Origin of the sequence: Thaumasiovibrio subtropicus, from assembly GCF_019703835.1 — a bacterium.
Lineage (GTDB): Bacteria > Pseudomonadota > Gammaproteobacteria > Enterobacterales > Vibrionaceae > Thaumasiovibrio > Thaumasiovibrio subtropicus.
Genome location: NZ_AP023054.1, coordinates 1,226,746 through 1,253,738 on the forward strand (window position 1 = coordinate 1,226,746; position 26,993 = coordinate 1,253,738).

Sequence of the window (26,993 nt, forward strand, 5' to 3'; positions counted from 1 at the left end):
TTAAATCGCTTTTTTAAGGCTGAGAGAGGAACTCAGCATGTGTTTTGCTTCATAAGTTTTCATTTTCATGTGAAGCTCGTCACGAAATTGTAGCATGAATGGCATCTTGAACGATACTAGAAGCGTAAATCAGTTTGGGAAGGCTCAATGTTAGACCTAGAAACTGTGCTAGCAAAACAGCCTGATTCGCTGAAAATAGAGTGAAGGTGATCCAATTTTCTAGACATGCCGTAAACAGGTCTAACTATCAACTCTTCAGGAGCAAGTAATGAAACACCTATGGAAAGGGCTAACACTGTTTTTCTCTGCATTGGTCATGACAGGCTGCTTGGGTAAACCCGAAAATGTCGAGCCTGTGCAGGATTTCGAACTCGATCGTTATCTTGGCAAGTGGTATGAGATAGCAAGACTCGATCACTCTTTCGAGCGTGGATTAGACGGTGTCACCGCAGAGTATTCTATGCGTGGTGATGGCGGTGTGAAAGTGGTAAATCGGGGCATTGATATTGAAACTGGCCAGCTGGATGAGGCAGTGGGTAAGGCGTATTTTGTGAATAGTGCCGATGAAGCCTTCCTTAAAGTCTCGTTTTTCGGGCCTTTCTATGGCTCATATATCGTTTGGGACCTTGAAGAAAATTATCAGTATGCCTTTGTCTCCGGCCCTGATCTCGATTACCTCTGGTTGCTGTCGCGCACACCGGATATTGCACCAGAAGTGGTGGTCGATTTTCAACGCAAAGCCGAAGCGATTGGCTTTGATGTGAGCCAACTGATCTATGTCAATCATTGATCCTTGCTTTAGCTTCATCGCTTGAACGCCAGCCAGTGAGAGGTTGGCGTTTTATTTGTCCCTTCTCCAATCCGATCGCTTTGCCTCACTTCATCTTGGCGCAAATATTCAATTATCTACCGCTTATCGCCAGTAATCTGAATCTGTAACCCATTATTTAGGAGCAGACGATGAGCGACCTTTCCTTTCTTTCTTCCGAACCGGATGCGGTGCTGGCAACAACCGCATTCGTCTATGACAAGCGATTCAAAAACAGACGTCCCATGTTTTCTATGGCGCTCACGATCCAACGCAGTGCCGAAGGGAAGGTGGAAGCCCAGCGTGATTGGTATGGGGTGGGGGATACAGTCATCGCGAGCGAAACCTTGGTATGGAGTGGCACGCACGGTATTACGCATATGGGGATGCACAACCCAAGTTTAGAAGAACGTGGCGCGCTTTCTCATGATAACGGTAAAGGTGAGTTTCAGTTAGTTGCGCCTAAGACAGACATGGTCAAGCGGGTGAAACAGACCCAGTTTCCATCGAGCCCTGCGTCATTGACAAGCTTGCCACTAGAAGTCGTCAAGCATTGGGATGCTTTAAAGAGAGGCGAAAAACTGACCTTTGACTATGCGGTGTTGAAGGTACAAGCCCATACCCAGATTGAAGTGTCAGGCAGGGAAAGTGGTCCCGAATTCATTGTAAAAGTGACACCCAAGAAATGGTTTTGGCGTTTTGTTTTTGGGTCATCTTATCTGCATTTCAACCGTGATAGACCCTTACTGCGCAAGATGGTTGGCCTGATGGAGCCGAGAGATCTGAAACCCAATGGCAAGTACATCGAATATCTCGGTGAGATGGCCTTTGAACCTGCGATTGATTTGACGGAAGTGGTGAAGTGAATGAATAAGAAAACGGTACTCATTACTGGGGGAACCCGAGGCATTGGCGCTGAGCTGATACGTCTTTATCGTGTTCAAGGTTATCACGTCATTGCCACCGGTAGTCGACGGGCGACGGTGGATCGCGCGAAAGAGAAGGAGTCTGGTTGTGAATGGCATGTGTGTGACCTTGCTGACCGCAATAGTATTGTGACTTTTTGCGAGTCGATGGGGAACAGGCGATTGGACGTGGTGATTCATAATGCTGGCATTCAGCAACTACGCAATTACTTTTCCCCTCAAGACGAGCAGATCAGTGCAGAACAAGAGACCATGGTGAATCTGACCGCACCTATGTTGATGACAGAGCGACTGTTCCAAAATGTTCAACAGGTTGAAGGCACTTGGGTGTTTGTTAGCTCAGGGTTGGCAATTGCGCCTAAGCAAAGCTCGCCTGTCTATTGTGCTAACAAAGCGGGATTGCGCGCCTTTAGTAAGTCACTGCGTGCTCAAGCCAAGTTCGGCGGCTATAAGGTTGCGGTGTGTGAAGCGATTTTACCTTTAGTCGATACGGATATGACGCGTGGGCGTGGGAAAGGAAAAATTTCGGCAAATCAGGCGGCTAGAGGGATACAGATCGGTGCTGAAAAACGCAAAGCAGAGATCCCGATAGGCGCGACAAGAGTACTTATGGGCTTAAGACGTCTTTTCCCGAATTTGGCGGAAAGCATAATGTTGCGCGCATAGTTCACATTTAAGGTTAAGGAGAGCGACGGTGAAAAAAGAACGTTTAGGACAACGTGTGATGCGATGGATAAAAACCCATGGTCAAAAGACGAAAGCAGTGCCTATGATGGGGGCACTGTCAATCGGTGACTTCTTTGTGCCTGCGTTACCGACACAAACATCAGTGATGTTATTGAGTTGGCTACAACCGCAAAGAGCGGCGCTGATAGCCTTTACATTTGCGTTTGCTGCGGCCTTGGGGGCCTCAGTGCTGGCGTTACTCGTGTTGAGTATAGAGACTTATGCGCAAGCGGTGATGCCTGTAGAAGGGGATGAGCTGTACGGACATTGGCAAACATTACAGTCTTATATTGCTCAGTATGGGGTGATAGCGTTATTTGTGATGTCACTGTTACCGACGCCGCCTCGAAGCATGATTATACTGAGCTTATTATCAGGTTTAGCCTTGTTCTCTGTGGTTTTCGCCGTGTTTGCAGGTAAGCTTGTTTGGTTTGGCCTTGTTGTGACTTTAATCACAAGGGCACCTAATTGGCTCATGTCGTTGCCATGGATTGGTAGGAGACTGTCTGCCATTTTGCATAAGCGAGATCTGGATAAACGTGACAACGGAATAGCGTAAGCACCATGACTTCGACCCTGAATCAAGACAAGAAAAAGCCCGCTCATCAAGCAACAGGTCATCGAGCGCCTTTTGCGAGCCGCACTATGCTGCAAGTACTTCGTTCAGGCCTACAGCTGCATCAACAGGCCATTCCGGATTTGGACCTGAGTCCGAACCAAGCGACGGTGCCATTGGCGACGAAGCGAGAGTTTTTAAATGCCGTAGAGCGTCGCTATGGGCTTGCGCTGTTGTTAAAGCTAGGGCGTGGTGCGATCTTTCATGCCAATACACCTACTGCGCATGCATTGCTGCATCAATCCGATGCTAAAGCCTTTTTACGAAAATGGCAGCGGATGGAGCGTTATATTCATGGCAATCACTATATCGATTATAAATTCACTGAGAGCGGTGCGCAGATTTCTCATCTGTCTAGAGAAGATGATGCCCCCTCATTAGAAGAAGATTTGGCGGTGTTCGGTGTACTTTGCGCCATGCTCAACATGTTAGGGTTGACGGACATTGTGTTATCTCAACACGCTGATCCGAAGTTGCCCGTCACTTACTGCTATACCCGTAATCATGTGGAGACGTCGCAGCTCAGAAAAAGAGAGACGTGGTTTTTGCATTGGCGAACGAATAGCGACCAACCGCATATCCAGCTACATCAAACTTCGTTAAATTGGAAAGACAGGACAGAGAGAGCGATTGAACATCTTGGTATGCTCGATTGCAGCTTGGAAAATGTTGCGAAAGCACTGCATGTGTCGACGCGGTCTTTACAACGCTATTTACGCCATGAGAAAGCCAAGTTTGCGCAAGTCGTGCAGGAAATAAGGGTGAATCATGCTGCGCAATTGCTATTAAACGAACAACATTGCCTCGCTGAAATTGGTTTTATCTGCGGGTTCAGCGATCAAGCGCATTTTACGCGTATGTTTACGCAGTGGAACGGGATGTCGCCCACAGCATACTTGAGAATGAGCGAGTCTAGATAGAAAAGCAGAAAGTCAGGCCGCACTAGCGGCCTTCTCCATGCTCAAATACCGCTTGCGGGATGGTGGCGATAGCATACTCTTGGTGTAAGCGACCATCGTAATAGAGGTAAGCCATTTCATCTTCACGAGGATCAGGCGCGGGTAAAAGACCTGAAAAATGTGCCATGGTCTTCTGGTTCACGTCAATTTCAAACGTAAATGCATCCATGAAGAACCACATGCCAATGGAGCCGGGTCCTACCTTGATTTCATACCCTCGCTCGGTGACGCCATGTAATGAGATAGTAAACGGTGCTAGCTTCTTTGCCTTAAGCAGGGGGCCATCACAGCGAATTTCTTCTCCTTCTTTTAGTTCTTCAAGATAAGCCAAGGCAAATTCTGGCATCAGTTCGGGTAGGCAGAGCGGTTTGTTGCCGCGATGGGCTTGCCAGAGTATGTCTTCCTGTGGTGAATAAGCGCTGACTTGCTCACCATTGATGACCAGTTTGCCGAGTTGGCTTTGATGACCTTGCGTGACAATGACGTCTATTTCCGTGGCCTGCCAATGAATATCGGCGACGTAAACGGACTGAGTCAAATCACGGACCTCATAGCGCTTGTGGTTCTCTGTGTAGGTAGAACTCAGCGTGAATTGAGACGTCGCGTTTGCTGCAAAAGAGAAGGTAGCCAAGCAAATGGATAGGATGGGTAACGTTGTTTTAAGCACTTTAGTCGCTCCGGTAGGTTATCGATTGTTGGTTGAAAAAAGTATCAACGCCACTGTAAACCGTGCGAAGCGATAAGCCTTGAATATTTCTGCCAATCCATTATGCGTTCTTTGTATCTTTATGTGATTATTCTGTGATGGTTGTGAAAATCTATGGTGAGTATGAAAAGTATGAGTTTTTAAGGTGTCTCATAAATGACTCATCTATTTCCAGGTGGAACTATTTACAATCGGAAAATACTAAATTAGTATTCTGGACGAATTGTTTGGTGCAGCGGACGCAGTTTCAGTGGAGACGATGGTGTGAAGAGACCATTTATCGATGAGTTGTTCGCGAGCATTGATTTAGCCCGTGAGCAAGTCGTGTTAGCAAGTGGTGCCGTGAAAGTAAAACTGGTGCAGTTGGAACGCAGTTATTCTGTGCTGACGGATCATTTAGGGGACTTGGAAGCGAATCAAGTGTTGAGTTACTCAGAAGTCAAAGCTGCACTCGAGCAGTGCCTCGATTACATTGTTAATCCTTTTTCGGTGGTCAAGAAAAACGATTTCATCGCCTACCTTTGTTACTGCCACTTGGCGCTGCGCCGAGCAGAAGAAGCCATTGACTCACGTTATGGTGAACTCGGGTTATAGGCTGCTTCTGAATCCTGCATCTTGAGGTGGCTTGGCGCTATACTCAAGCCACCTCAAGGTGCTTGTTCAGCGAGAGTTTCTAGGTTTGCCATCGAGGCACTGCTTTGAAGATCTAGTGGACTAAATCAAAAAGCAGTAACAAAGGTGGCGAGCCTAGAAAACTCGCCCATCGGGAAGCGACTAGCGCCCCGATTTCTGCGTTAAATGTGTTCGAAAGGGGGAAGCCATTCCTTCACACATTTGCCTTGGTATCTTTACCTTGACTTCGACGCGCTAGTCGGCTTCTGAATCCAGCATCTTGAGGTGGCTTGAGTATAGTGTATATACTGCGGGGATGAGTGGGATCATCGCAGTGGGTAATGATGCTAAATCCAAGTTGGTTAAATACGTATATCACACTTGTTGAGACAGGCCATTTTACTGAGACAGCAAAAAAGTGTTTTATGACGCAGCCAGGGGTGACTCAGCATGTACACAAGCTGGAGGCGGCACTGGGCTATGCCTTGTTAAATCGTCATGGGAAGCAGTTTGAACTGACGCTGGAAGGCGAAAAACTCTATCGCTACGCGCTGACACAGCGCCAGTCTCACCAACAGTTTCTTGATAGCTTGAATGACAGTGATCCCTATGCGGGTGTTTGCCAGATCGCTTGCTCAGGTGCGGTGGCAATGCAAATTTACCCCACACTGATAGCGAAGCAAACCGCGCATCCAGAATTGCAGATTCGTGTTGAAGCCGCACCGAATCGGCGCATTTTTGCCATGTTGCAAAGTAATGAGATTGCTTTTGGCATCGTGACGCAACAGCCGAATGATAGCGCTTTCACTGCGATCGAAGTTGGTGAGCAACCACTGACGTTATTTGTGCCGTCTCGCCATGCTAGTACAGCAGACTTTGAAGCATTAGCCTTGTTGGGGTACATCGCGCACCCAGATGCAGACCATTATTTGGATCGAATCCTTGGGGCGAATTTTCCTGATCACTATCGGGGTATGACACGGATTCCTCAGCGCGGCTATGTCAATCAAATCAACCAAATATTACTGCCTGTCGCTGCGGGACTTGGCTTCACTGCGTTACCTGCGAAGGTGGGAGAGTCAATGCAAGCGCGGGGTGATATTGCGAGGTTGCCGCTCAAGGTCCCCAGTATTGACCCGCTATATCTGGTTTATAAAACGCACCGTCAATCAATCCAACGCTATTTGTGGTTGGAGCCTTTGGTGAAAGATCTACTGCGTTAAAGGTGAATGATAATTGTAAAAGAACGTATAAATGCGGCTTATGTCGGAAAAGTCATCTCTAATCGCTAAATTTGCTGTGAGATTACTGATGAGCCAGTAATCTACGCAGTGATGTTCTCGCTGGGGAGACGTTTATATGGAGGGTACATGGAAGAGTTACAAGGTGGACGAGCGACAACCGTGATGCGTTTAGATGATAAAGTCATCCGCCCTGCTGGCGATGGATCCGGCGCAATTCACCGCTTGCTTAACTTTCTTCACCTTGAGGGTTTTCAACATGCACCTATGGCATTTGGGTATGATGCGCAAGGCAATGAATTACTCTCTTATGTCGTTGGCGATGTGTACGATTATCCGTTGACGGGGGCGGTGGCAAGCCATGAAGCGCTCACCAGTGCCGCAACCTTGTTACGTAAATATCATGATATGACGGCGTTGTTCTTACATGAATCGCGTGAGGCCAATCAATGGGCACTCCCGCCCCGAGAGCCGCAAGAGGTCATCTGCCACAACGATTATGCCCCCTACAATGTGTCACTGACCCGTCAAACGGTCACTGGAATGTTTGATTTTGATTTGGCAGCGCCGGGGCCTCGTGTATGGGATGTCGCTTATGCGGTTTACACATGGGCACCCTTTAAAACCCACCCTTTTGATGCGATGGGTACCTTGACCTCACAAAGCGATCGAGCGCGTCGTTTTTGTGACGCGTATGGGTTAGATAATGCTGCTCGCTTAGCATTGGTTGAAACCATGATCGCGAGGCTGCAAACCTTGGTTGATTTTATGCACCTTGAAGCGGAAAAGGGCAATCAGGCATTCATTGCTAATATCGAAGATGGCCATCATCTTGCTTATCAGAAAGATATTGAGTATTTGAAAAGTAATAGCGAAGCGATTACGCGCACACTGGTGAAGTGAAAAACGGGCCGAAGCCCGTTGAACATTTTTGAAAGAGACATCTCTGCGCAGCTTTTCCTAGAATACCTTTACCTTGTTTGGACAGTTTCTAAATCCCGCCTGTTGAGGTGGCTTGAGCGCGTGCCCCTTTTCTATGATGCTAGCTTTTGATTTAGCCGACCTTTGGGATTGAACAACAGCAACCCAAACACCCCCAGCGCATAAAGACTTGCCCAGCCGAGGCATGCAAAAACAATCATGCAAAGCACAAGTGCTAGATAGGCGAGGGCCTTTGTGGCACCGCTGAGTAGTTTCACTGCCGCAAGCATTGCCAGCAGGTAAATCAGTACAAAGACCCCGTTCGCTAACTTAACAAACATGTGAATGTCGACGCCGATCCCATGGCCAATGAGCAATGAGAGCATGATGACCGCGGTGACAGCATAGGTGGCATTGCGGGGCACGCCTCGTGGATCGATCTGGGTTAGGCGGCTGTTTGTCCTGGTTTGCTTGGCTTGGCTCCATAGCATACGAGATAGGCTCTGCATGTAGAGGTTGACGCTGGCAAAACAGGCGAGAAATCCAAGTAAGCTGACCAATAATTTACTGCTTTGACCAAACAGCATTGCTGTTATCCAAGGTAAAGCACCAGTATCCATCTCTGGTGTCCCGTAAGCAGAAAACTTGAGTACAACCACAGTACAAGCCCAATAGGTCAACCCTGCCACGATACAACCTAAAATGATCGCAATAGGAAAATCGCGCTGGGGATTTTTGAACTCTTCCCCCATGTGAGCAAAGGCTTCGATACCGACGAAACACCAGAACATCACCGCGAGAGCAGCGCCAATTGCCGCCCAATCTACCGTTTGAATCGCAGGCATCTGTATATCGATATGGGTAACGTCACCTCGCCAAAAAAAGAGTGCAATTAAGGTTAATAAACCGATTGCAATCACCGTTTGTAGGCGAGAAGAGGTTTTGCTGCCTGCCAGATTGACCACGACTAATAAGGCAACGGTGAGGCATTCCGCAACAAAAGGATATTGGATCTGGGTGGGGAGCCATGGTGTCAGAAAGCTAGCGGCAAGCGCAATCGCGGCGGGGACACCAACAGGGATGCATGATAGAAACAACCAGCCAACGGCGTTGGCAAGTTTGTCATTGAAACCGATATTAACAAAGTGCGCAGTACCGCCTGCGTTTGGATAACGCTTGCCCAATGCGGCAAAAGTAAGTGCGATGGGGCAGATGGCGATGAGCAGTAGCAGCCACGCCCAAAGGACATCTTCACCGGCCACAGTAGCGGCAAGGGCGGGAATCATAAACAGACCTGTACCAAGCAAGGTGGTGGATAATTGCCCAACTCCCGACAATAAGGTGATTTCTTTTTTTAATTGAGACATGGCGACACTCCGTGTTTCGACGCATTTTTTCAGACTATCGCGACTTGGCAAATAACACATCTGGCAAAGTGACAGTATCGTTAGTTAAAATGACAGCAATTGATGACGAATTGTTGCTGAGTGGCAACTAGGTGGAAAGTTGGATAAGTTTGATCAGGATATCATCGCGATCTTAACCAAATCGGGTAGACGCTCTGTTAGTGAAATTGCGCGGGAGGTGAACCTGTCACGTACTGCTGTCACGGCGAGGATAAAACGTTTAGAAGAAGAAGGCGTGATTTTAGGTTATCACGCCACTGTTGCCCGACCCGAAAGTCAAGTCACCGCATACATGGCGCTGCATTTTGATACTTCGAATGCCGATTACAGTTGCGAGAAGTATAGCGCGATTATCGAAAAGATCCCTGAAGTGCAATGGATGGACATCATCAGCGGAGAGACAGATATGATGTTGTTTGTAGAGGCCAAAAGTATGCAGCGTTTGAATCAGATCCGAGATGACTTGCAAAAATTGCCTTATCTTCGTCATTTGATTACCCATACTGTGCTGAACACCTTCTTTAATCGCCGTTTTTAATTTTAGGCCACCAGCGTAGATACTGTATGCCTAGAAACGCTCGCTCTTGAGGGGCTTAAGTCTCGACATACTAAGATCTCGATCGAACAAACGCCAAGTGCTGTATAAATAAACAGTATTTTGAAGCGTATTCTGATAACTTGCTACATTGATACACTCAAGCCACCCGAGGTGCTTGTTCAGCGAGAATGCCTAGGTTTGCCATCGAGGCGCTGCTTTGAAGTTCTAGTCAACGAAATCAAAAAACAGTATTAACGATGGTGATCCTCAAAAACTCGCCCTTTGGGAAGCGACTAGCTGCCCGATTTCTGCGCTAAATGTGTTCGAAAGAGGAAACCATTCCTTTACACCTTTGCCTTGGTACCTTGACTTCGACGCGCTAGCCAGCTTCTGAATCCTGCATCTTGGGGTGGCTTGAGTATAAGCCAGAATGAGTATTTCGAGAGGCCTTATGTTACTGAATCATGTGTCCGTTGGCGTGACTGATTTGCAACGCGCTGTGGCGTTTTATGACGCCGTTTTTGCTGCGCTCAATGTGCAACGATCGCACTTAATTGAGGGTGTTGCTGCTGCATATGGGAGTGAGTTTGAGTTTTGGCTCAATGCGGTAAGCGACAAACCTCAGATGACGGCGGTAGGCAGCCATTTTGCTTTTAATGCCAGTAGCCAACAGACAGTGACCGCGTTTTACCACACGGCCATTGCACGCGGCGCGAGGTGTAATGGGAAGCCAGGTATTCGCGCTGAATACGGTGAACACTATTTTGCTGCCTATGTGATTGATCCTGATGGCAATCGCTTAGAAGCGGTATGTTTGGTCGCGGAGTAAGCACCGAGCGAAAGTGCGTCATACCGAACGCATCCCCGTTTTATGCTTGTGCTTTTGGCGATACATTTTTCGGTCAGCAACGTGAATGACATTGTCAATGGTATCGCCATCAAGCGGGTACTGGCTAAAGCCGATACTGGCAGATACCTCGAAGGCATTATCGTCGACGTGAAACGGCTGGGTAAAGACCTCTTCAAGGAGGCTCAGTGTATCGTCAAGTAGCGGTTTTTCGACTGAACGGAGGACAACCGCAAATTCATCCCCACCGATTCGATAGGTGACTCGCGCATTAGGCAGCTTGTCTTGCAGTCGTCGCGCGACGGCCATTAATAACCCATCACCCGCAGCGTGGCCATGATTATCGTTGATTTGCTTAAAGTCATTGAGGTCAAACCAAATGAAGGTAAAACAGGTGGAAGTGAGTCGCATGGATTCGAGGTCACTCGTCATCGCAAGGCGATTCGGTAAACCGGTCAGGGGGTCATGATTTGCGGTTTTGCGATGATAAATAGACTCTTGCCAAAATACCCAGAGGATCATTGTCATCGAAATGCCGAGCGCAATGGACGAGAGCCGTTGAATGGCGAAAAGGGCATTGATGTCATCTTGCTGTCTTTGGATCAACGGATTTCGTAGTTGAAACTTCTCATTTATTTCGTTGAGAATGATGACATATTCTTTGTCGATCCGACTGTAAAATTGCTTCGGGCTCATGATGCCATCAGCGACCTCTTCAACCAGAGGTTCAAGTAACTTAAATCGAAAAAAAGCATTCGAAAAGAAGCTTAATAGATTATCAAACTCACGAAAATGCGCCGCTTCATTGCTGTTCAGCAGCACATCAAAGCGACTCCAAGTGAGTTCATAACTCAGCCTCACATCGTCAATACGTTCGCGATCGTACATCAGGAGTTCAACGTTGTTGAGTAAGCCGGAGTACTCTTTGTTAAGTTGAAAGACAAACCACGCCGCTTCATTTTGTCGAAACGACATGCTCTTGTTGAGATCATTCATGTGAGAAAGAATGAACGCGTTGAGAATCAACAAGCCAAACGTAATTGTCACGACTAACCACTTAACCAGCGGTAAGTAGCGGCTGGTGATGAGGCTAGTGAACTTACCATCCATCGTCTTGGGTACCGATCTCTTTTAGTTGCCAAATCATTTTGGAGTGAAACTCTGGGGTATCGAGCTCAGGATGCGTTACCAGTGAAAAGATGACCCAGTACGGTCCTTTATCCCGAATTTTCATGCGCTCGCCGTTATTGAGATACGCGATAATGGGCTTGTACTCGAGGATCTCATTGCGATTGATCGAAATGGTGTAATCGTTCAATGCTCGAAAATGCAGCGTTTCGGGGATTTCCATCTCTAAATGGGCAAACAGCGTCGGAATGGTCACGCCAGTGTACTCTCTTGTCGTATCTACCCAAGGAAGAGGAGTTTCGTAGCTTAGAGTAGGAAGCGCGGAGATCTCACTGTATTTGACTAGGTGGGTTTTGTCGCCACGAACAATAAGCGTCGATGCCTGCGCAGGTAACGCTAGGAGCAAGCTAGCAACAACGCCGATGATGTATTTATACATACTAGCCTCATAGATATTAACAATGCTTTGAGAGTATAGTATGTTTTTTGGCTCGTTTGTCCAATCAATTGTTTCACAGAGATATTTTACGTGAATGTATTGCGCCCTTGGTGGCAGTGGTGAAATCGAGACCCTGATGGTGGCTAGAGCCACCTTTTCGGCCGTTGGTCACTGATTTTTAGCTAGAGCAGTGGGCTAAACAAATAAAAGAAATGTTCGAGGAAACGGTCTTTTACGGTTCTTAATTGCCAACGCGCTTGATCGACGGTTTCTGATTCGTCGATGTACTTTTGCTGTAACCAAATCATCTGTTTAGTGAACTCTCGATCGTCAATCGCCAACGTCAGCTCGAAATTGAGCCAAAGACTGCGCATATCCAAGTTAACTGTGCCGATCAGGCAGTGCTTCTTGTCGATAACAACCGATTTGGTGTGCAACAACCCACCATCAAATTGGTGAATGGTCACCCCGGCGCTCAGTAAGTCGTGGAAAAATGAGCGGCTCGCCCAACGCACCATGATGGAATCATTATGCTTGGGAAGGATGATGTTGACCTCTACGCCACGTTGAGCGGCATTGAGTAACGCATAATGCAGTGCTTCGCTTGGCACAAAGTAAGGCGTGGTAATGGTGATGCTGTCACGTGCTTGGTAAATGGCCAAGCTGAGTACCTTATGAATGATGGCATCAGGCATACCGGGCCCGGATGGAATCGTCATAATGGCATCATATTCGTTGGTTTTTTCTAATCCACATTGTGGAATAGGTGGTAAGGCGCGTTTACCTGTTTCCACTTCCCAGTCCCAAGCTTGGATAGCATTTAATACTGCCACGTTGGGACCCGTAATACGTACCATGATGTCAACCCAGTGACCGACACCAGCGTCCGCTTTGAAGTAACGCGGGTCGACAAGATTCATCGAACCTGTATACCCCACCTTGTTATCTATGACGACGATTTTACGGTGTTGTCTCAAGTCCATGCGTCGCAAGAACATTCGCCACGGACTCACAGCGAGCGCTTCAACCACTTCGATACCCGCCGCTTTAAAGGTTTTCGGCCATGCGGAGCGAAAGAAAGTCAGGCTTCCTGCTGAGTCGAGTAGTAGCTTTATTTTTACGCCACGCGCTGCGGCATCAAGTAGCGCTTTACCGACATCGTTGGCGAGGCCACCGGGATGCCAAATATAGAACTCGAGGTGGATCGTGTGCTTTGCTTTCTCTATGTCTTCGATCATCGCCAGCATGATTTCATCCGGCGCGGTCAGTAGAGACAAGGTGTTACCACTCAAGCTAGGAATATTCAGTTGCTGCTCGCATAACTGATGGATCGGCAAGGCTTCTCGGCTGATCTTGGTCGGTTGATGTGCTTCACATGCGTCGAGTGCCCTAAACCATTCGCCATAGGGCTCAAACATACGATCGGCACGCTCTGCGCGTTTTCTACCGAGGTTTAACTCGCCAAACATCAGGTAAGCAGCAACGCCAACAAAGGGTAACGAGTAAATCACCATCAGCCACGCTAGCGACACACCTACGACGCGACGCTTGACTACTACGCGGATCGAGATACCAATCGCGAGAATGTAGTAGAGCACCACACTGATTAAAGCGAGTACAGAGTAGAAGTTGGCCATTGTGACTCCAAGGTAGATTCAAAATTAATGTACAGCGTTTGGATAACACAAACCAGAAAAATCACTTGTGCTAATGGATTGATAGAAAAGTAGAAAAACCATACGCCGATGGCGTAGGGAAGTCAGGAAGGCCTTTCAGCACAATAAGGCGGGTTTTGTTGTTACGGTGGAGTAACTGACTGTTGCGGTGATGTGTCGGATTTGGTTTGGAATAGTGACTGTAGATCGATTTACAGGTGATAAGTGTGCAAATTTTATGCAACGTAGAAAAAAATTGGCGAAATGGGTTTGAATATAGAATTTGCCGCTTCCAATTTTAATCGCAAACTGTTTTACTTGCTACCCGTAAGCCGTCAACTAACACCTTATAGAGTGTAAACTAAAAATTACACCGCAAACCTTGTGACGGTCGCGATGACAGACAGAATAGAGAGAAACAATATGGCAACGAGTGTCGCAGGCGAATCAAGAGCACAATTCAGCTCAAAGATTGGCTTTATTTTAGCCGCTGCAGGTTCAGCGGTTGGACTCGGGAACATTTGGGGGTTCCCGACCCAAGCAGCAAGTAACGGTGGAGGCGCATTCCTACTCATTTACCTGTTTATGGTTTTCTTATTGGGGTATCCGTTGTTGGTGGCTGAGCTCGCCATTGGCCGTTACAGTCAAGCAAACCCGATAAAGTCGTCGGGGGCAATCATGCCGAAAGGCCTTGCCGGCTCAGGCCGCGCACTCGCGGTGGTTGGCTTGATTACCGCATCATGTATCCTCAGCTTTTATGCCATCCTTGCTGGTTGGTTATTGGGTTTTTTCATCAGCCCACTGCTTGAAATTGTCGGGTTTACAGAGGCAGCGACTTGGTTAGAGACGTTCTCTACGGGCCGTAACTTGCTGTTGATGGGGTTATTCATGGCTGCCACTATTTATATTGTAAAAAGTGGTGTGGCTGAAGGGATCGAGCGTTGGTCAACACGCCTAATGCCCGTGCTGGTGGTGTTGTTCTTAGTCTTGATCGCTTACATCATGACGCAGAGCGGCGCGATGGCGGGACTAAAAATGTTCTTGGTACCTGATTTTAGCCAAGTCGACTCCGGCATGATTCACAGTGCTATGGGTCAAGCGTTTTTCTCTCTTTCGTTGGGCGCGTGTACCATGATGGTTTATGGTTCATATCTGCGTAAAGATGCCGATCTTCCTAAAACCGCGGGTCAAGTTGCGCTGATTGATACGGGGATTGCCTTTATTGCCGGTTTGCTGATTATGCCAGCGATGTTTGTTGCTCAGAACAATGGTGTGAAGATTTTTGATGAGGCGGGAAATTTAGAAAGCTCAGGAGATCTGGTATTTGAAGTCCTGCCAGCCATGTTTGAAACCATGGGCGGTGCTGGGTTATTGGTCTCAATCATTTTCTTTGCGCTGATGGTTATAGCGGCACTGACGTCGTCGATCTCACTGCTTGAAGTGCCAGTATCAACGGCAAGTGAAGAGCTTAATCTGCCGCGCAGCACTTCCTCTTGGTTGATCGGTGGCGTGATTTCTGTGCTTTCAGTGGCCATCATTTTTAACTTTGGCTGGTTGTTTGATGCCGTGATTGTGGCGTCAACTGAGTATGCGCAACCTATTTTAGGTGTTGTTTTTGCCTTGCTCGTCGGTTGGGTATGGAAACGTGATGGTTTGTTGAGTGAGTTACGCCAAGGCGCGCCAGAGATGGAGACGAGTCTGTTCTGGAAAATTTGGCCTTGGTACGTTCGCGTCGTTTGCCCTGCCATGCTTCTCTTTGTTTTCCTCTCATAACGGAGAGCGAAAAAGCCAAAGTAATTGGTGATGTAGGATGAAAAAGCAGCTTAATAAAGCTGCTTTTTTTGTGCCTCTCTGCCGCGACAACTTTGTGGTAAACTTGCCCGCCTTAAAAACTCACGCCGTGAGTGAGTTAACGTGTAACCGGAGATCTCGATGTTTACCCTTCTTCATGTTGATGATGACTTTGTCATTATTGATAAGCACCCGAATGTCAGTGTCCATAAAGATGACGGGGAGACCATGCTGGTCGGAGAGGTAGCAAAAGCCGTTGGTGATGAGCACCTTTATCTCGTCCATCGCTTAGACAAAATGACGTCAGGGTTGCTAATGCTAGCCCGCCATGGGGAGGCGGCAGCCTCTCTTTCTAAGCTGTTTGCTGACCGCTTAGTGCAGAAGTACTACCTAGCCATCGGGGAAAAAAAGCCCACTAAGAAGCAAGGTTTGATCTCAGGTGATATGGAACGCTCTCGTCGAAGCAGTTGGAAGTTGTTACCCACTAAGAAAAATCCTGCGATAACGCAGTTTTTTTCAGTTGCGGGAGACGCAGGCCAACGTATCTTCATTTGTAAACCCCACACGGGCAAGACGCATCAAATCCGTGTCGCACTAAAAAGTGTCGGCGCTGCTATCTTGGGTGATCCCATTTATGGTCAGCAGTCGATAAACAGAGAGTGTGACCGCGGTTATCTGCATGCCTATGGATTGCAGTTTGAATATCAAGGACGCCAGCTCGCTTTTGTCGCACCACCTTCGATTGGCAACGAATGGCAGTCAGCGTCGGTGCAGGCAGCCGTTGCGGCTTGGCAATACCCAGAAAACTTACCTTGGCCAGTGATTAAGCCAACACGACCTTCAAAAGGAACGCGATAACATGACGCCTGAAGCAATACCTGTACTCAAGCAGCATTTGGTCGAACAGCTTTCGCGGCCGCTCACTGAGGCTGAACGGCTCTTTCATGGCCGCGGTCGTTGTTGGAGTGGGTTAGAGCAGATCACTGTGGATTGGTTAAGTGGTCAGTGCTTAGTGTCGCTGTTTAAAATGCCGACTGAGGTGTTTACGGAGGCATTGATCACCATGCTGAACCAGTTGGTTGAGACACCACAATGGCAAGCGCAAAACGCGAGTGGGCTGCTATTGCAATATCGTGATCAGCCGGGATCGCCCACAGACGTGATCTGGGGTGAGCTTGCGTCTTCGCATTTGATCAAGGAGTCGGGATTGACCTATCAGCTTGATCTCGGCCGAAATCAAAATAATGGATTGTTCCTTGATATGCGTAATGGTCGTGATTGGGTCAAAGCGCGAAGTGCCGGTAAACGGGTCTTAAATCTGTTTGCTTATACCTGCGGCTTCTCAGTGGCCGCCATTGAAGGGGGAGCGGATTTGGTGGTCAATATCGATATGGCTAAAGCATCCCTGTCACGCGGTCGTGATAATCATCGCCACAATAACCATGATCTGAGTAAGGTAAAGTTTCTAGGTCATGACATTCTCAAATCGTTCGGCAAGATCAAAAAGAGCGGGCCCTATGATTTGATTGTGATTGATCCACCGACGTTTCAAAAAGGCAGCTTTGCGTTGACCAAGGATTATCAAAAGATTTTACGGCGACTGCCTGATCTGCTGGTCACTGGTGGGGAAGTGCTCGCTTGTGTGAATGATCCTCATTTGAGTGCCGATTTCCTAATTGAAGAGATGGCACGCGAAGTGCCATCAATGGTGTTTCAGCATCGGTTGGATAACCCAGATGCCTTTAAAGACATTGATGAACAAGGTGGTTTGAAAGCGCTTGTGTTTCAATAGGCCGATGGTAAGAACCCGTTATGAATAAGAAAGGGCTTCCAGTTGGAAGCCCTTGTGTTTTGTAGCAAGTTTCTATTCTGCGGTAGGAATTTCTCTGACTAAACGCAGATACATGCTAATTCCGTTGAAGTAATGGATCTGCTCTAATCCCCAGCCTTCTTTACCACTGTGCACACTGTAGTTCATGCTGTTCTGTAGCTTGATTCCAAGGCCTCCTGTGGTGGCAAACCACTGTGCCATCGGAACTTTGACGGCTTGGTATTCTTGTTCGTAGCTGAGTAGGCGCTGACTCTCATCGCCTTTGCGATAGACCTTATCAAATGCCCATTGTGCTTTCCCTTGTGCAGAGTAGTTAGGGTATTTGAGCACCATGACGGGCTTACCGTCTTCCATAACCACTTTGCCATCGACGACAAGTTCTTCTTTGTCGTAGAGCTTACTCCATTGAGCGCGGATCTTAAGCGCGAGCTCCCTTGTTGGCTTTTTCTCGCGCAGCGCTTCTAGACGCTCAATCTCAGCCATGATCGCAATCACTTCTGGATTGTGTTCAAGATCGTGTTGCCAAGCTGCTTTGGCATCGTCAATCGCTTGTAAAAGGGGCGCATAGCTGTCCCTTACTGCTTTAAGGTTACCTTCCATCTGACGATATTCTGTCGAGGAAACAGACATTGAAAACAGCGCTAAGTTAGTACCAAATTCGCAGTTGTAATCAGTAATGGTGCCTAGTTCCATTGTATGAGGGAGGCGCCAGTGCTGCTCTTCAGCGAAGTTACCATTGAACTCAGCAATGGCAGCGGTGGCGGTATCTTTGTGGAAGTAAGTCTTAAAAGTATGCTCTTGGGCATCACCAATACACTGTTCAGTCGTTTGACCCAGCGGACAATGTAGCCATTGAAGGTTAGTCTTTTTATCATTAACAACAATCACTTCGCCTTGGTCAGTGTTGACTGAGGTTTTTTCGAAACGGCCGTTGTTTTCTAAACAAGCTGACGCACCAGTGGATAGCAGTGCGAGGGTAAGTAGTGAATATTTCATGGTCGCACTCCTCTTATTGGTTGGTGATTTTTAGGCCATCACTGACAAGCATAACTTGTTGCGGTGAGGCGTTGTTGGTGATGGTGGCTTTTGGTCGAAACTTATAGTGAACCGTTGTCCCGTGCCCTTCGTGGTTCGGGTTATTGCCGCTTAACCAGTAGGTACGGCCATCATCGGCACCAGGGAAGAAGTTGTCATCAAACAAGCCATCTTTATTGAGGCGTAAGTTATCCAACTCGGCAAACGTCGGCACACGCCAATCGGTCACGCCGCAGTGTGCTGCCTCATTGGCCATTTTCACTAGCATCTCAGTGTTGCAAGACTCGGCGAGGTTTTCACGAATCACATCGCCGTCTTTGGTCACACAGAAGCCATTGAACTTATTGTCTTCAATTTCAAGCCCACTGCCATTGACGTAGCGGTTATCAATACTCATCCAGTGACGGATGCGATCGCCATCTTCTTCTTCCGCGTTCATGATGGCCCAAGTGCGGCCATGTTTCAGTTCATTAACACACGCAAACGGCAGCGATTGATAGTTCAAGTCTTGACGATAGAGGCGGTCACCATTGGTGCCTACCTTCAAGAAGCTCATCGCACCTTGGCCGTTGATATGAGAGTTCACCGCAAGGCCGGTCGTTTGATCGCAATCGACATTATTGGTGTCGAGGTGTTGCGTATTTAAGCCCATGTCTCCTTTACGTACCGGGAAAGTCACGCTAGGAGTGCCGTTGTGACTAATCGCAAAGTAGTACGTTTGATATTCGGTGAGGTTTTCAATTGTCGCGATAGGTTTTTCCACCGTCACGCTGTTTGCTGCCTGTGATGGACGATCAAAATGTTGGGTATCCCAATGCAGGGTGTACTCGCTGCTGCTGTCGTACTTGTCCCATCCAATGGTTAACCAGCCTTCGCCTTGACCGCGTAATGCAATACCGCGAATTTGGTCGTCTGCGACCACGGCGCTACAGATGATGTCGATACCTTCTTTAGGCACTTCAGGAAGCCAAGATTCGTCGCGGTTGATTTTTGCGACTAACTCATCACCCAACTGTTTATCAGAGGTAAACTGTGAGATACCCGCGATGCGTTTTGCGCTGTCAGTGATAAGCTCAGGTAAGTCCATATCCAGTTCACGCATACCGACATAGACGTCGTTGATTTGTGTGAGCTGATTGAAGACCAACAGCATGTCGGCATAGCCTTTCTTGGCGTCGCCTTTGATCCAGTTACGATAGCCACCAGACTTATCCACCCCCATAATCAAGGCAGCGGTGTTGTGGAAGTCATCCGCGCTGTCGGGGACGATCCCCGCTTTCGTTTCCGCCCCGGTGATCTGCATCGCGATGATGGTCATCATAAACTCGAGGTTATCTTGCGAATGTTTGGCAAAGGTTTCCTGAATGCTCTTGAGGCTGGTAGGGAAGAAATAGTTTGCCGTAGACGTTTCATGTGCGCTTCGTTCGAGCAAAATTGCGTGAGCGGCTTGCTCAAGGGTGACGTTTAGAGCGGGTAGCTCTTTAGGGGTTAGCACGCCTTTATTGGCCAGAGGAAGTAGTTCACACATTGAACCCAATACAGAGCGCATTTCCGTGCCTGTATCGCGGTCATAGACAACCAGTGTTAGCAGATCTTGTACTTCGTCATAGCGATAGTTACGTGCTTTGTAGCTCTTGGTACCCGCGGCAATCGGTTTACAGTTCTCAGGCGTGTACATGGTGTTTTGATTGTCACGCAGGGCAAATTCAAAGCGAAATGCCGTGCCGTCGAGATCGATCGTTTCGTAGTCTAGTCCGTCGAGTTCGATGGGCAGTAAGTACGGTGTTTTCGGTTTATTTGCGTAGTTGAAGTAATCCGGCGCGTAAGGATCGTTGTGATAATTACCGATCTGCAAAGAAACTTGCGGATCGCGAAGGCCATCAAGCACTTCACCTTTTAGGGTAAGGCTATAGCGAGGATAAGTGTTATCCAAGACTAAACGAGCGCTGTCGCTGTAAGGGGCATCTTTAAAGTATTTTGCTTTGGCCTCGACTTGCGTTCGCACCAACTCGGGCACGTTCAGCATGGCTGGCGTATCCGCAGCTTGAGATTTTGCCGTTGCTACTGCCTCTGTCGTGGTGTCTTCTTTTGGGGCTTCAACCGGTTGTGGCGCGGCAGGTAAGTCGCCTTCAATCGCGGCGAGAAGACGGTTGATGACTGATGGCTCTGCGTCAGTCGGCGTGATGAGATCGACTAACGAAAGGAGATACTCATCAGAAAGGATCTTATCGGCGTTAGGCACCAATGATTTGAGCAACACAGGGGTGTTGTCGACTTTGACTGAGTCATTTAGCGCATGAACGAGCGCATTAAGTGCGTTGAACTTTTCACGACCGATACGCTGCACAATAGTATTAAAATCTTCGTGGCCACCCGTTTGGAAAGCCGTCAGCAGGGATGTTGTCGCGGTGAGATAAAGTCGCGACTCTTCTTCTGCAGTGATAATGCCATTTTCGTTGCTATCAGCAGCAATCAGCGCAGCACGTGTGCCTAAGTTGATGGTGTACAGCGCGGTTTCACTTTCAACTTCAGAAGCGGCTTTGGTTGTCGCTGGGTTACTCTCTTTCAAAACGACTTCAAGTACGTCGAGATGCAGAGGCGTGGTGTCATTAACCATCTTGTTGGTAAGGTTGAAGCTATAGCTCGTCCCATTCGTTTTTGTAACGTTTTGAATGGTTATGCTATCTAGCTGTTTTTCCCCAGCCATGAGTCGTACTTCGACTGCGTCGTACTGACCAGAAATTTTGCCCGTCAGTGAGTGACTCACTGTAGGGGTGCTTGGGGCTGTTGATGTGTCGCCACCACCGCCGCCACCGCAGGCACTGAGTGCCAGAGTCACGGATAATCCAAGAAGAGACTTCTTCAAAGCAGTCATCGTCAATCCTTATTAATAATAAGATAGTTTGCTGTTTATAATAGTTTGCGTCTAGCGTATCTAATTTGTTTAAATGCCGACATGTAGGTGTTGGGCGATATTTGCTTTTGCCTATTGGGTCTTTGTCGATATTTTGATCTATGTGCTAGTGCGAGAGTATCTTATGTAAAAGCCCCTCCAATGCAAGTGATAATGATTAGCATTTATGTGACGTTGATCGTTGTTTGCCATGAAATGTAGAAAGAGGGCAATGCATAAAAATTCAATTGGGTCAGAAGTGGCTCATTAATCTTCGTTGGGCTTAGGCACGCAAACGCAGTGTATGTGGAGTGATGGAAGGGAATTGTTTGCTGAGAAAGGTGAAATATTTCTGTAACAAAAGTGTCATTTAATTGATGTTATTTACGCAAAGAATAAAAAAACGCACAGCGGTGCTAGGCTGTGCGTTTTGGGTTCTCTCGCTTGGAATTATTGGCTACACGTCTCAGCCGTAATCACCTGTTCAGATATTGGGCGTCCACGCGCATCACGAATGGTAAAGCCATAACCGACGCCTTTATCTAATACTGGGCGAATGGTTGGGTCTTCACAGTACGTGGCAATACTATTGCGTAAAAATTGGCTAGGGGTCACACGGCTACCGCCGCCATACAGAATTTCGACGAGGACAAACTTTTCTTGCGAACGTGCGCGGATAAATTTGTATTTACCCACATCCATTGGCATGAGGTCATTAAGGCGGTTGGCTCGAGACTGCGCAATAGCCATCGCTTCGTCGTCTGGCGAGCTAGCGCATCCTGCAATAGTGGCAATACAGAGTAAGCTTAAGAGTAACTTTTTCATATTAAGGCAGCACTTTCTTAAATGGCTTCACGATCACTTTCTCGTAAACACCTGCTTCAATGTAGGGGTCAGCATCTGCCCACGCCTGCGCTTGCTCTAGCGAGGCAAATTCGGCGATCACGGTTGAACCAGTGAAGCCCGCATCGCCCGGGTTTTCACTGTCAATGGCTGGCATTGGTCCAGCAACCAACAGGCGTCCTTCGTCTTGTAAATTACGAAGTCGAGCGAGGTGTTGCTCACGCACTCCCATGCGCTTTTCAAGACTGTTTTCAACGTCTTGAGAGAAAATGACGTACCACATAATTAGTTCCTTTTATGGTGAAAACGGATTACTTTTTGATTGGTCGAGGTCGGCCTTCATTGTTAATCGCGACATAGTTAAATGTCGCTTCACAGACTTGATAGCGCTCGCCAATCCCTTCTTCTTTAACGGGTTTTACCCAAACTTCGAGATGAATACTCATCGACGTGTTCCCAATGCGAGAACACTCACCGTAGCAGCACACGACATCACCGACTTTAACAGGGGCTTTGAAATGAATGCCGTCAACGGAGACGGTGGCGATACGACCACCGGAAATTTCCTTGGCCAGAATGCCACCTGCTAAGTCGAGTTGGGACATTATCCAACCACCAAAAATGTCACCGTTTGGGTTGGTATCTGCAGGCATAGCAAGGGTGCGTGACAATAGCTGGCCCTGAGGAATGTGTGAACTCATTATAATTTTGTAACCTTACGAATCGTTGTTGTCCTCGTCTTCTTTTGACATATGGCGGTAGAGAAATACCCCACTTCCAAGCGTAAACATGAAGGTGAGCCCCAATAAGCCAAACACTTTAAAGTTGACCCAAGTGTCGAGAGAAAACGAATAAGAGACATAGATGTTTAATACGGCGCAGAACAGGAAGAAAACTGCCCAAGCGCGATTTAAGCGCAACCACGCTTGATCTTCAAGTACGATCTCTTTTCCGAGCATCGATTTGATCAAGGGTTTCTTCATTAACTGCGAAATCCACAAGCCTAGTGCAAACGCGGCATACAGAATGGTGACTTTCCATTTAATAAATGCCTCATCCTGAAACAGGATTGTCATTCCGCCAAAAATGAGCACCATTACAAAGGTGGCAAGCTGCATCTTCTCTACTTTTTTATACAGCACCCAAGTGACTAACATTTGCACCGCGGTGGCGACGATGAGGGCACCCGTGGCGAAGTAAATATCGTAGCGTTGATAGAGTATGAAGAAGATGATCAGGGGAATAAAATCGAGCAACTGTTTCATAGGACTTCCTTGTTGGTTCGCATGGCAAAGGCTTGTAGATAGACTTAAGCATCGAGTACGGCTTAAGCGAGTTATCTCTTTGGATAACTTTATGATTTGCAGTCGAAGATCGGTGAGGCGATCTTGGCTGGCTATTCATCGTTGAGTCTACAGCTTTTTATCGGCGAATACAGAGGTAGGCCTTGTCCCGTGTGAAAGCTCACAAAAAAACGGCAACCAGAGTTGCCGTTTCGTTCACTTTATCCTGTTGTGTTGCGAGCGATTAAGCGTTCTGCTTTTCCGCTGCGGCAAGCTCGTCTTTCGCTACGATGTTTTCAACAATGACGGCACAAGCAGCATCACCTGTGATGTTCAATGCAGTACGAATCATGTCGAAGATACGGTCTAGTGCGAACAGCAGTGGTAGGCCTTCAATTGGAATACCCGCTGCAAGCAATACGGCAACAACAAGGAATGAGGGGCCAGGAACACCTGCTTGACCAACCGCACCAAGCGTCGAGGTAAGAATGATCGCGATGTAAGCACTCATACCGAGTTCAATCTGGAACATTTGAGCAAAGAATACGGCGACGAGACCGTAGTAGATCGCGTTACCGGACATATTGATCGTTGCGCCCAGTGGCAATACGAACGACGACGTTGTTTTGCTGATACCAAGCTCTTTCTCACACGTATCCATGGTGACGGGCAGAGTCGACATTGACGATGCTGTTGATAGTGCAACCGCTTGCGGCTTTTTCATGGCTGTCAGGAATTTACGCGGCGACATGTTACCCAGCAGTTTGACAATTGCTGGATAGAACAAGAAACCAAAGATAGCGATAGCAAGAATGTAAACCCAAACTAGGTTGGCGATGATTTCAAGTGCTTGGAAACCGAAGGTACCGACAGCTTCAGCCATAAGACCAAAGACACCGATAGGGGCGATTTTCATCACTTGGTTAATCATCCAAACCATCGCATCAACCATGCCGTTAATACCGTTGATGATAGGGTCACGACGTGTTTTTTCAATCTTAGAAAGTGCTAATCCAAAGAACAGGCAGTAAACAAGAATTTGTAGGATGTTGGCACTTGTGAGCGCTTCAAACACGTTGCCCGGGATCATACCAACAATGGTTTCCCAAAACGTAGGTAGCGCACCTTGCTCAGCAGTGACGGTACCAAACATGCCTTGCACGTCGGTCAGGTCAACGCCTTCGCCCGGCTTGAATAGGTTACCCATCGCAATCGCTAGTGCAACGGCTGCCGCTGACGTTAGCGCGAAGAAACCTAGGGTAGAGAGGCCAATCTTACCCGCAGACTGGCTGTTACCTAAGCCCGCAGCACCAGAGATGATAGCGACGGCCACCAGTGGCACAACTAGCATTTTGATGAGGTTAATAAAAATATGACCTAACGGCGCAAACATGGCGGCGGCTGGTCCCATCATGGCACCTACTGCAGTACCAATCGCCATCGCAATAACGACTTGAACGCCGATGTTACTGAGTAATCCTTCTTTTTTTAACACTTTCCTTACCTCATAGTGTTTTGATGTTAAAAAGTGGTGAAATAATCTGCAATTTAATATGAATGCAATATTTAATTTCGCGGGGATTGTGGCAGCACTTAAACGATTACGCAACGGAAAATAGGGGGAAATTGTTATTTGATCACGAAGTGATAGTTGCAAAATGTGGGCTGGATCAGTTAATGCGCAGAAGGGATTTAACGGGTTTGTCTAGGGAAATAGTCAAAATGAAGGGGTAAGTTTATGAAATTTAAGAATTTGCCCTGTTGAACGGATTCCAACAGGGCAAAAAAGGCAATTAGCGAGTGGCGGCCTTCATTTTGGTGACAAAGTCAGAGAGCGTTTTTAACATTTGCGCTGGCTGATCAGCATTGTTTTCGATGATCTTGACCACCGCGGAGCCAGAAATCGCCCCTGCAGCGCCTGCTTCAACGGCTGCTTTCACCTGTTCAGGCTCAGCAATACCAAAACCCAGCACGGCGGGTGGAGCATTATGTGCTTTCAATGACGCTAGTAAATGGTCGATAGGCATGCCCGCTTTGGTCTCTGCGCCTGTCACCCCAGCGCGTGAGAGCAGATAAGTATATCCACCGCCAAGTTGAGACACTTTCTCCAGCGTTGCTTCATCGGCATTTGGTGGCGCAATGAAGATAGGATGGACGCCATGCTTTAACGCAGATGCGCGAAACTCTTCCGATGCGTCAACAGGTACATCAGCAACAAGCACTGAGTCAACGCCGGCTTCAGCACAGGCTTGATAGAAGGCGTCAGTGCCATTCGCAAAGACTAAGTTGGCGTAGATAAGTAGCCCAATCGGTGTCGTTGGGTGTTTTTCTCGAACCGCTTTTAGCATCTCAAAGCAGGTGACTGGTGTGGTGCCTGCCTCAAGTGCGCGAATGTTCGCGCCTTGAATCGTCGGGCCATCTGCCAATGGATCTGAGAAGGGGAAGCCAAGCTCTAACGCGTCGGCGCCCGCCTCAACAAGCGTGTCGATAATTTGCAGTGACAGTTCAGGATTAGGATCGCCAAGGGTCACGAATGGGACGAAAGCGCCTTCTTGTTTGTCAGCTAAAGCCGTGAAGAGTGATTGATAACGATCCATTACAGTGCTCCTTTTTCATTCAAAATATCGTGAACAGTGAAGATGTCTTTATCACCACGACCCGATAAGTTCACGACGAGCAGTTGCTCTTTCTCAGGCTCCGCGTGGACGAGTTTCAAGGCATAAGCCAGTGCATGAGCCGATTCTAAGGCAGGTATGATGCCTTCATGTTTTGCGAGTGCTTGGAAAGCCTCTAGCGCTTCATCATCAGTGACGGCACCGTACTCGGCACGTCCAGTCGCATTGAGGTGCGCGTGCTGTGGACCAACGGATGGGAAATCAAGGCCTGCTGATACTGAGTAAGACTCTTCGACCTGACCATGCTCGTCTTGCATGAGTGGCGCTTTCATACCGAAGAAGATGCCAAGTTTGCCGTGTTTAAGCGGTGCACCGTGCATGTCGGTATCGAGGCCTTTACCTGCTGGTTCAACACCGATCAGTTTTACCTCTGTCTCTTCAATGAAGTCTGCAAACATACCGATGGCGTTTGAGCCACCGCCAACACAGGCGATAACCGCGTCGGGTAGACGACCTTCACGCTCAAGCACTTGGGCCTTCGCTTCTTCACCAATCATACGTTGGAATTCACGTACGATGGTTGGGAATGGGTGTGGGCCTGCTGCGGTGCCGAGCAAATAGTGGGCTTTGTCATAACTGGCAGACCAGTCACGCATCGCTTCATTACAGGCATCTTTAAGGGTTGCAGAGCCAGAGTGCACTGGAATCACTTCTGCGCCCATCAACTTCATGCGGAAAACGTTCGGGCTTTGACGTTCAACGTCTTTAGCGCCCATATAGACACGACATTTTAAGTCAAGCAGCGCACAGGCGAGGGCTGTTGCAACGCCGTGCTGGCCTGCACCGGTTTCCGCAATGATCTCGTTTTTACCCATGCGTTTGGCAAGCAGAGCTTGGCCGAGCACTTGGTTAGTTTTATGTGCGCCACCGTGGAGTAGGTCTTCGCGCTTGAGGTAAAGTTTGGTTTTTGTCCCTTTCGTGAGGTTACGACACAAGGTCAGTGATGTTGGGCGTCCCGCATACTCTTTCAAGAGCGAGACAAACTCCTCTTGGAATGCCGGATCTTGTTGCGCATCAATGAAGGCTTGTTCAAGTTGGTCGAGCGCTGGAACCAGAATTTGTGGTACGTATTGGCCACCAAATTCGCCAAAGAAGGCGTCTAATTTCGTCATGG

At 48.0% G+C, this 26,993-nt stretch carries 27 protein-coding genes; 13 read left to right on the forward strand and 14 right to left on the reverse strand.

Going from position 1 to position 26,993, the window contains the following annotated elements; genetic code table 11:
• Window positions 1-268 precede the first annotated feature (268 nt).
• The 5 genes from TSUB_RS05750 (at window position 269) to TSUB_RS05770 (ending at window position 3,996) form a co-directional block, all read left to right on the forward strand.
• Window positions 269-790, forward strand: coding sequence for a lipocalin family protein (locus TSUB_RS05750; RefSeq protein WP_087019724.1), 522 nt, complete (start codon window positions 269-271; stop codon window positions 788-790).
• Window positions 791-960: 170 nt separating this feature from the next.
• A complete protein-coding gene (locus tag TSUB_RS05755; RefSeq protein ID WP_087019727.1) occupies window positions 961-1,674 on the forward strand; it encodes a hypothetical protein in 714 nt (237 codons plus the stop codon).
• On the forward strand, window positions 1,675-2,400 hold the full coding sequence (locus TSUB_RS05760) for an SDR family NAD(P)-dependent oxidoreductase (protein WP_087019729.1): 726 nt from the start codon (window positions 1,675-1,677) through the stop codon (window positions 2,398-2,400).
• 28 nt (window positions 2,401-2,428) lie between these two features.
• Entirely contained in the window at window positions 2,429-3,019 is a 591-nt protein-coding gene (locus TSUB_RS05765) for a hypothetical protein (RefSeq protein WP_246616408.1), read from the forward strand.
• A gap of 5 nt (window positions 3,020-3,024) precedes the next feature.
• Complete coding sequence (locus tag TSUB_RS05770; protein WP_087019733.1) at window positions 3,025-3,996, forward strand: helix-turn-helix transcriptional regulator; 972 nt, start codon at window positions 3,025-3,027, stop codon at window positions 3,994-3,996.
• Between the two features lie 22 nt (window positions 3,997-4,018).
• Here the strand turns inward: TSUB_RS05770 and TSUB_RS05775 are convergent, their stop codons facing one another.
• Entirely contained in the window at window positions 4,019-4,702 is a 684-nt protein-coding gene (locus TSUB_RS05775; RefSeq protein WP_087019737.1) for a hypothetical protein, read from the reverse strand.
• 303 nt (window positions 4,703-5,005) lie between these two features.
• On the opposite strand from TSUB_RS05775, the gene TSUB_RS05780 reads away from it, so the two are divergent.
• The 3 genes from TSUB_RS05780 (at window position 5,006) to TSUB_RS05790 (ending at window position 7,497) form a co-directional block, all read left to right on the forward strand.
• A complete protein-coding gene (locus TSUB_RS05780) occupies window positions 5,006-5,335 on the forward strand; it encodes a hypothetical protein (protein WP_087019740.1) in 330 nt (109 codons plus the stop codon).
• A 362-nt stretch (window positions 5,336-5,697) separates the two neighbouring features.
• Window positions 5,698-6,576: a LysR family transcriptional regulator gene (locus TSUB_RS05785; RefSeq protein WP_246616441.1), complete on the forward strand. Its 879-nt coding sequence runs from the start codon at window positions 5,698-5,700 to the stop codon at window positions 6,574-6,576.
• 147 nt (window positions 6,577-6,723) lie between these two features.
• On the forward strand, window positions 6,724-7,497 hold the full coding sequence (locus tag TSUB_RS05790; protein ID WP_087019746.1) for a phosphotransferase: 774 nt from the start codon (window positions 6,724-6,726) through the stop codon (window positions 7,495-7,497).
• 131 nt (window positions 7,498-7,628) lie between these two features.
• Here the strand turns inward: TSUB_RS05790 and yjeH are convergent, their stop codons facing one another.
• Window positions 7,629-8,882 (reverse strand): L-methionine/branched-chain amino acid transporter, encoded by a 1,254-nt coding sequence (yjeH, locus tag TSUB_RS05795; RefSeq protein ID WP_087019749.1) that lies wholly within the window; start codon window positions 8,880-8,882, stop codon window positions 7,629-7,631.
• Window positions 8,883-9,021: 139 nt separating this feature from the next.
• On the opposite strand from yjeH, the gene TSUB_RS05800 reads away from it, so the two are divergent.
• A complete protein-coding gene (locus TSUB_RS05800; protein ID WP_087019752.1) occupies window positions 9,022-9,459 on the forward strand; it encodes an Lrp/AsnC family transcriptional regulator in 438 nt (145 codons plus the stop codon).
• Between the two features lie 451 nt (window positions 9,460-9,910).
• Window positions 9,911-10,288 (forward strand): VOC family protein, encoded by a 378-nt coding sequence (locus TSUB_RS05805; protein ID WP_087019755.1) that lies wholly within the window; start codon window positions 9,911-9,913, stop codon window positions 10,286-10,288.
• A gap of 18 nt (window positions 10,289-10,306) precedes the next feature.
• On the opposite strand, the gene TSUB_RS25185 is transcribed toward TSUB_RS05805, so the two are convergent.
• The 3 genes from TSUB_RS25185 to cls all read right to left on the reverse strand — a co-directional run bounded on the left by TSUB_RS25185 (window position 10,307) and on the right by cls (window position 13,510).
• Complete coding sequence (locus tag TSUB_RS25185; RefSeq protein ID WP_087019758.1) at window positions 10,307-11,416, reverse strand: GGDEF domain-containing protein; 1,110 nt, start codon at window positions 11,414-11,416, stop codon at window positions 10,307-10,309.
• A complete protein-coding gene (locus tag TSUB_RS05815; RefSeq protein ID WP_087019761.1) occupies window positions 11,406-11,873 on the reverse strand; it encodes a putative pterin-binding protein in 468 nt (155 codons plus the stop codon). Before TSUB_RS05815 ends, TSUB_RS25185 begins: the two co-directional genes overlap by 11 nt.
• 182 nt (window positions 11,874-12,055) lie before the next feature.
• Window positions 12,056-13,510, reverse strand: coding sequence for a cardiolipin synthase (gene cls / locus TSUB_RS05820; protein ID WP_087019764.1), 1,455 nt, complete (start codon window positions 13,508-13,510; stop codon window positions 12,056-12,058).
• Between the two features lie 441 nt (window positions 13,511-13,951).
• Between cls and TSUB_RS05825 the strand changes: the two genes are divergently transcribed.
• From TSUB_RS05825 to TSUB_RS05835, 3 genes are all read left to right on the forward strand, one after another.
• Window positions 13,952-15,301 carry a sodium-dependent transporter gene (locus TSUB_RS05825; RefSeq protein WP_087019767.1) on the forward strand — a complete coding sequence of 450 codons (1,350 nt, stop codon included), beginning with the start codon at window positions 13,952-13,954 and terminating at the stop codon, window positions 15,299-15,301.
• A 159-nt stretch (window positions 15,302-15,460) separates the two neighbouring features.
• Window positions 15,461-16,177 carry a TIGR01621 family pseudouridine synthase gene (locus TSUB_RS05830; RefSeq protein WP_087019770.1) on the forward strand — a complete coding sequence of 239 codons (717 nt, stop codon included), beginning with the start codon at window positions 15,461-15,463 and terminating at the stop codon, window positions 16,175-16,177.
• A 1-nt stretch (window position 16,178) separates the two neighbouring features.
• A complete protein-coding gene (locus TSUB_RS05835; RefSeq protein WP_087019774.1) occupies window positions 16,179-17,111 on the forward strand; it encodes a class I SAM-dependent methyltransferase in 933 nt (310 codons plus the stop codon).
• A gap of 72 nt (window positions 17,112-17,183) precedes the next feature.
• Here TSUB_RS05835 and TSUB_RS05840 read toward each other — a convergent pair whose 3' ends face one another.
• From TSUB_RS05840 to trpB, 9 genes are all read right to left on the reverse strand, one after another.
• A complete protein-coding gene (locus TSUB_RS05840; protein WP_087019777.1) occupies window positions 17,184-18,146 on the reverse strand; it encodes an Lcl domain-containing protein in 963 nt (320 codons plus the stop codon).
• Window positions 18,147-18,159: 13 nt separating this feature from the next.
• On the reverse strand, window positions 18,160-21,060 hold the full coding sequence (locus TSUB_RS05845) for an Lcl C-terminal domain-containing protein (RefSeq protein WP_087019780.1): 2,901 nt from the start codon (window positions 21,058-21,060) through the stop codon (window positions 18,160-18,162).
• Between the two features lie 468 nt (window positions 21,061-21,528).
• Window positions 21,529-21,903 carry a type II secretion system pilot lipoprotein GspS-beta gene (gspS2, locus tag TSUB_RS05850; RefSeq protein ID WP_087019783.1) on the reverse strand — a complete coding sequence of 125 codons (375 nt, stop codon included), beginning with the start codon at window positions 21,901-21,903 and terminating at the stop codon, window positions 21,529-21,531.
• A 1-nt stretch (window position 21,904) separates the two neighbouring features.
• Window positions 21,905-22,204: a YciI family protein gene (locus TSUB_RS05855; protein WP_087019786.1), complete on the reverse strand. Its 300-nt coding sequence runs from the start codon at window positions 22,202-22,204 to the stop codon at window positions 21,905-21,907.
• A gap of 28 nt (window positions 22,205-22,232) precedes the next feature.
• Window positions 22,233-22,622 carry an acyl-CoA thioester hydrolase YciA gene (yciA, locus tag TSUB_RS05860; RefSeq protein WP_087019788.1) on the reverse strand — a complete coding sequence of 130 codons (390 nt, stop codon included), beginning with the start codon at window positions 22,620-22,622 and terminating at the stop codon, window positions 22,233-22,235.
• A gap of 15 nt (window positions 22,623-22,637) precedes the next feature.
• Window positions 22,638-23,186 carry a septation protein A gene (locus TSUB_RS05865; protein ID WP_087019791.1) on the reverse strand — a complete coding sequence of 183 codons (549 nt, stop codon included), beginning with the start codon at window positions 23,184-23,186 and terminating at the stop codon, window positions 22,638-22,640.
• Between the two features lie 262 nt (window positions 23,187-23,448).
• Window positions 23,449-24,759, reverse strand: a complete 1,311-nt coding sequence (locus TSUB_RS05870) for a dicarboxylate/amino acid:cation symporter (RefSeq protein ID WP_414718374.1) — start codon at window positions 24,757-24,759, stop codon at window positions 23,449-23,451.
• Window positions 24,760-24,997: 238 nt separating this feature from the next.
• Window positions 24,998-25,801: a tryptophan synthase subunit alpha gene (trpA, locus tag TSUB_RS05875; protein WP_087019796.1), complete on the reverse strand. Its 804-nt coding sequence runs from the start codon at window positions 25,799-25,801 to the stop codon at window positions 24,998-25,000.
• Window positions 25,801-26,991, reverse strand: a complete 1,191-nt coding sequence (trpB, locus tag TSUB_RS05880) for a tryptophan synthase subunit beta (protein ID WP_087019799.1) — start codon at window positions 26,989-26,991, stop codon at window positions 25,801-25,803. The genes trpA and trpB overlap by 1 nt, the downstream gene beginning before the upstream one ends.
• Window positions 26,992-26,993: the final 2 nt, after the last annotated feature.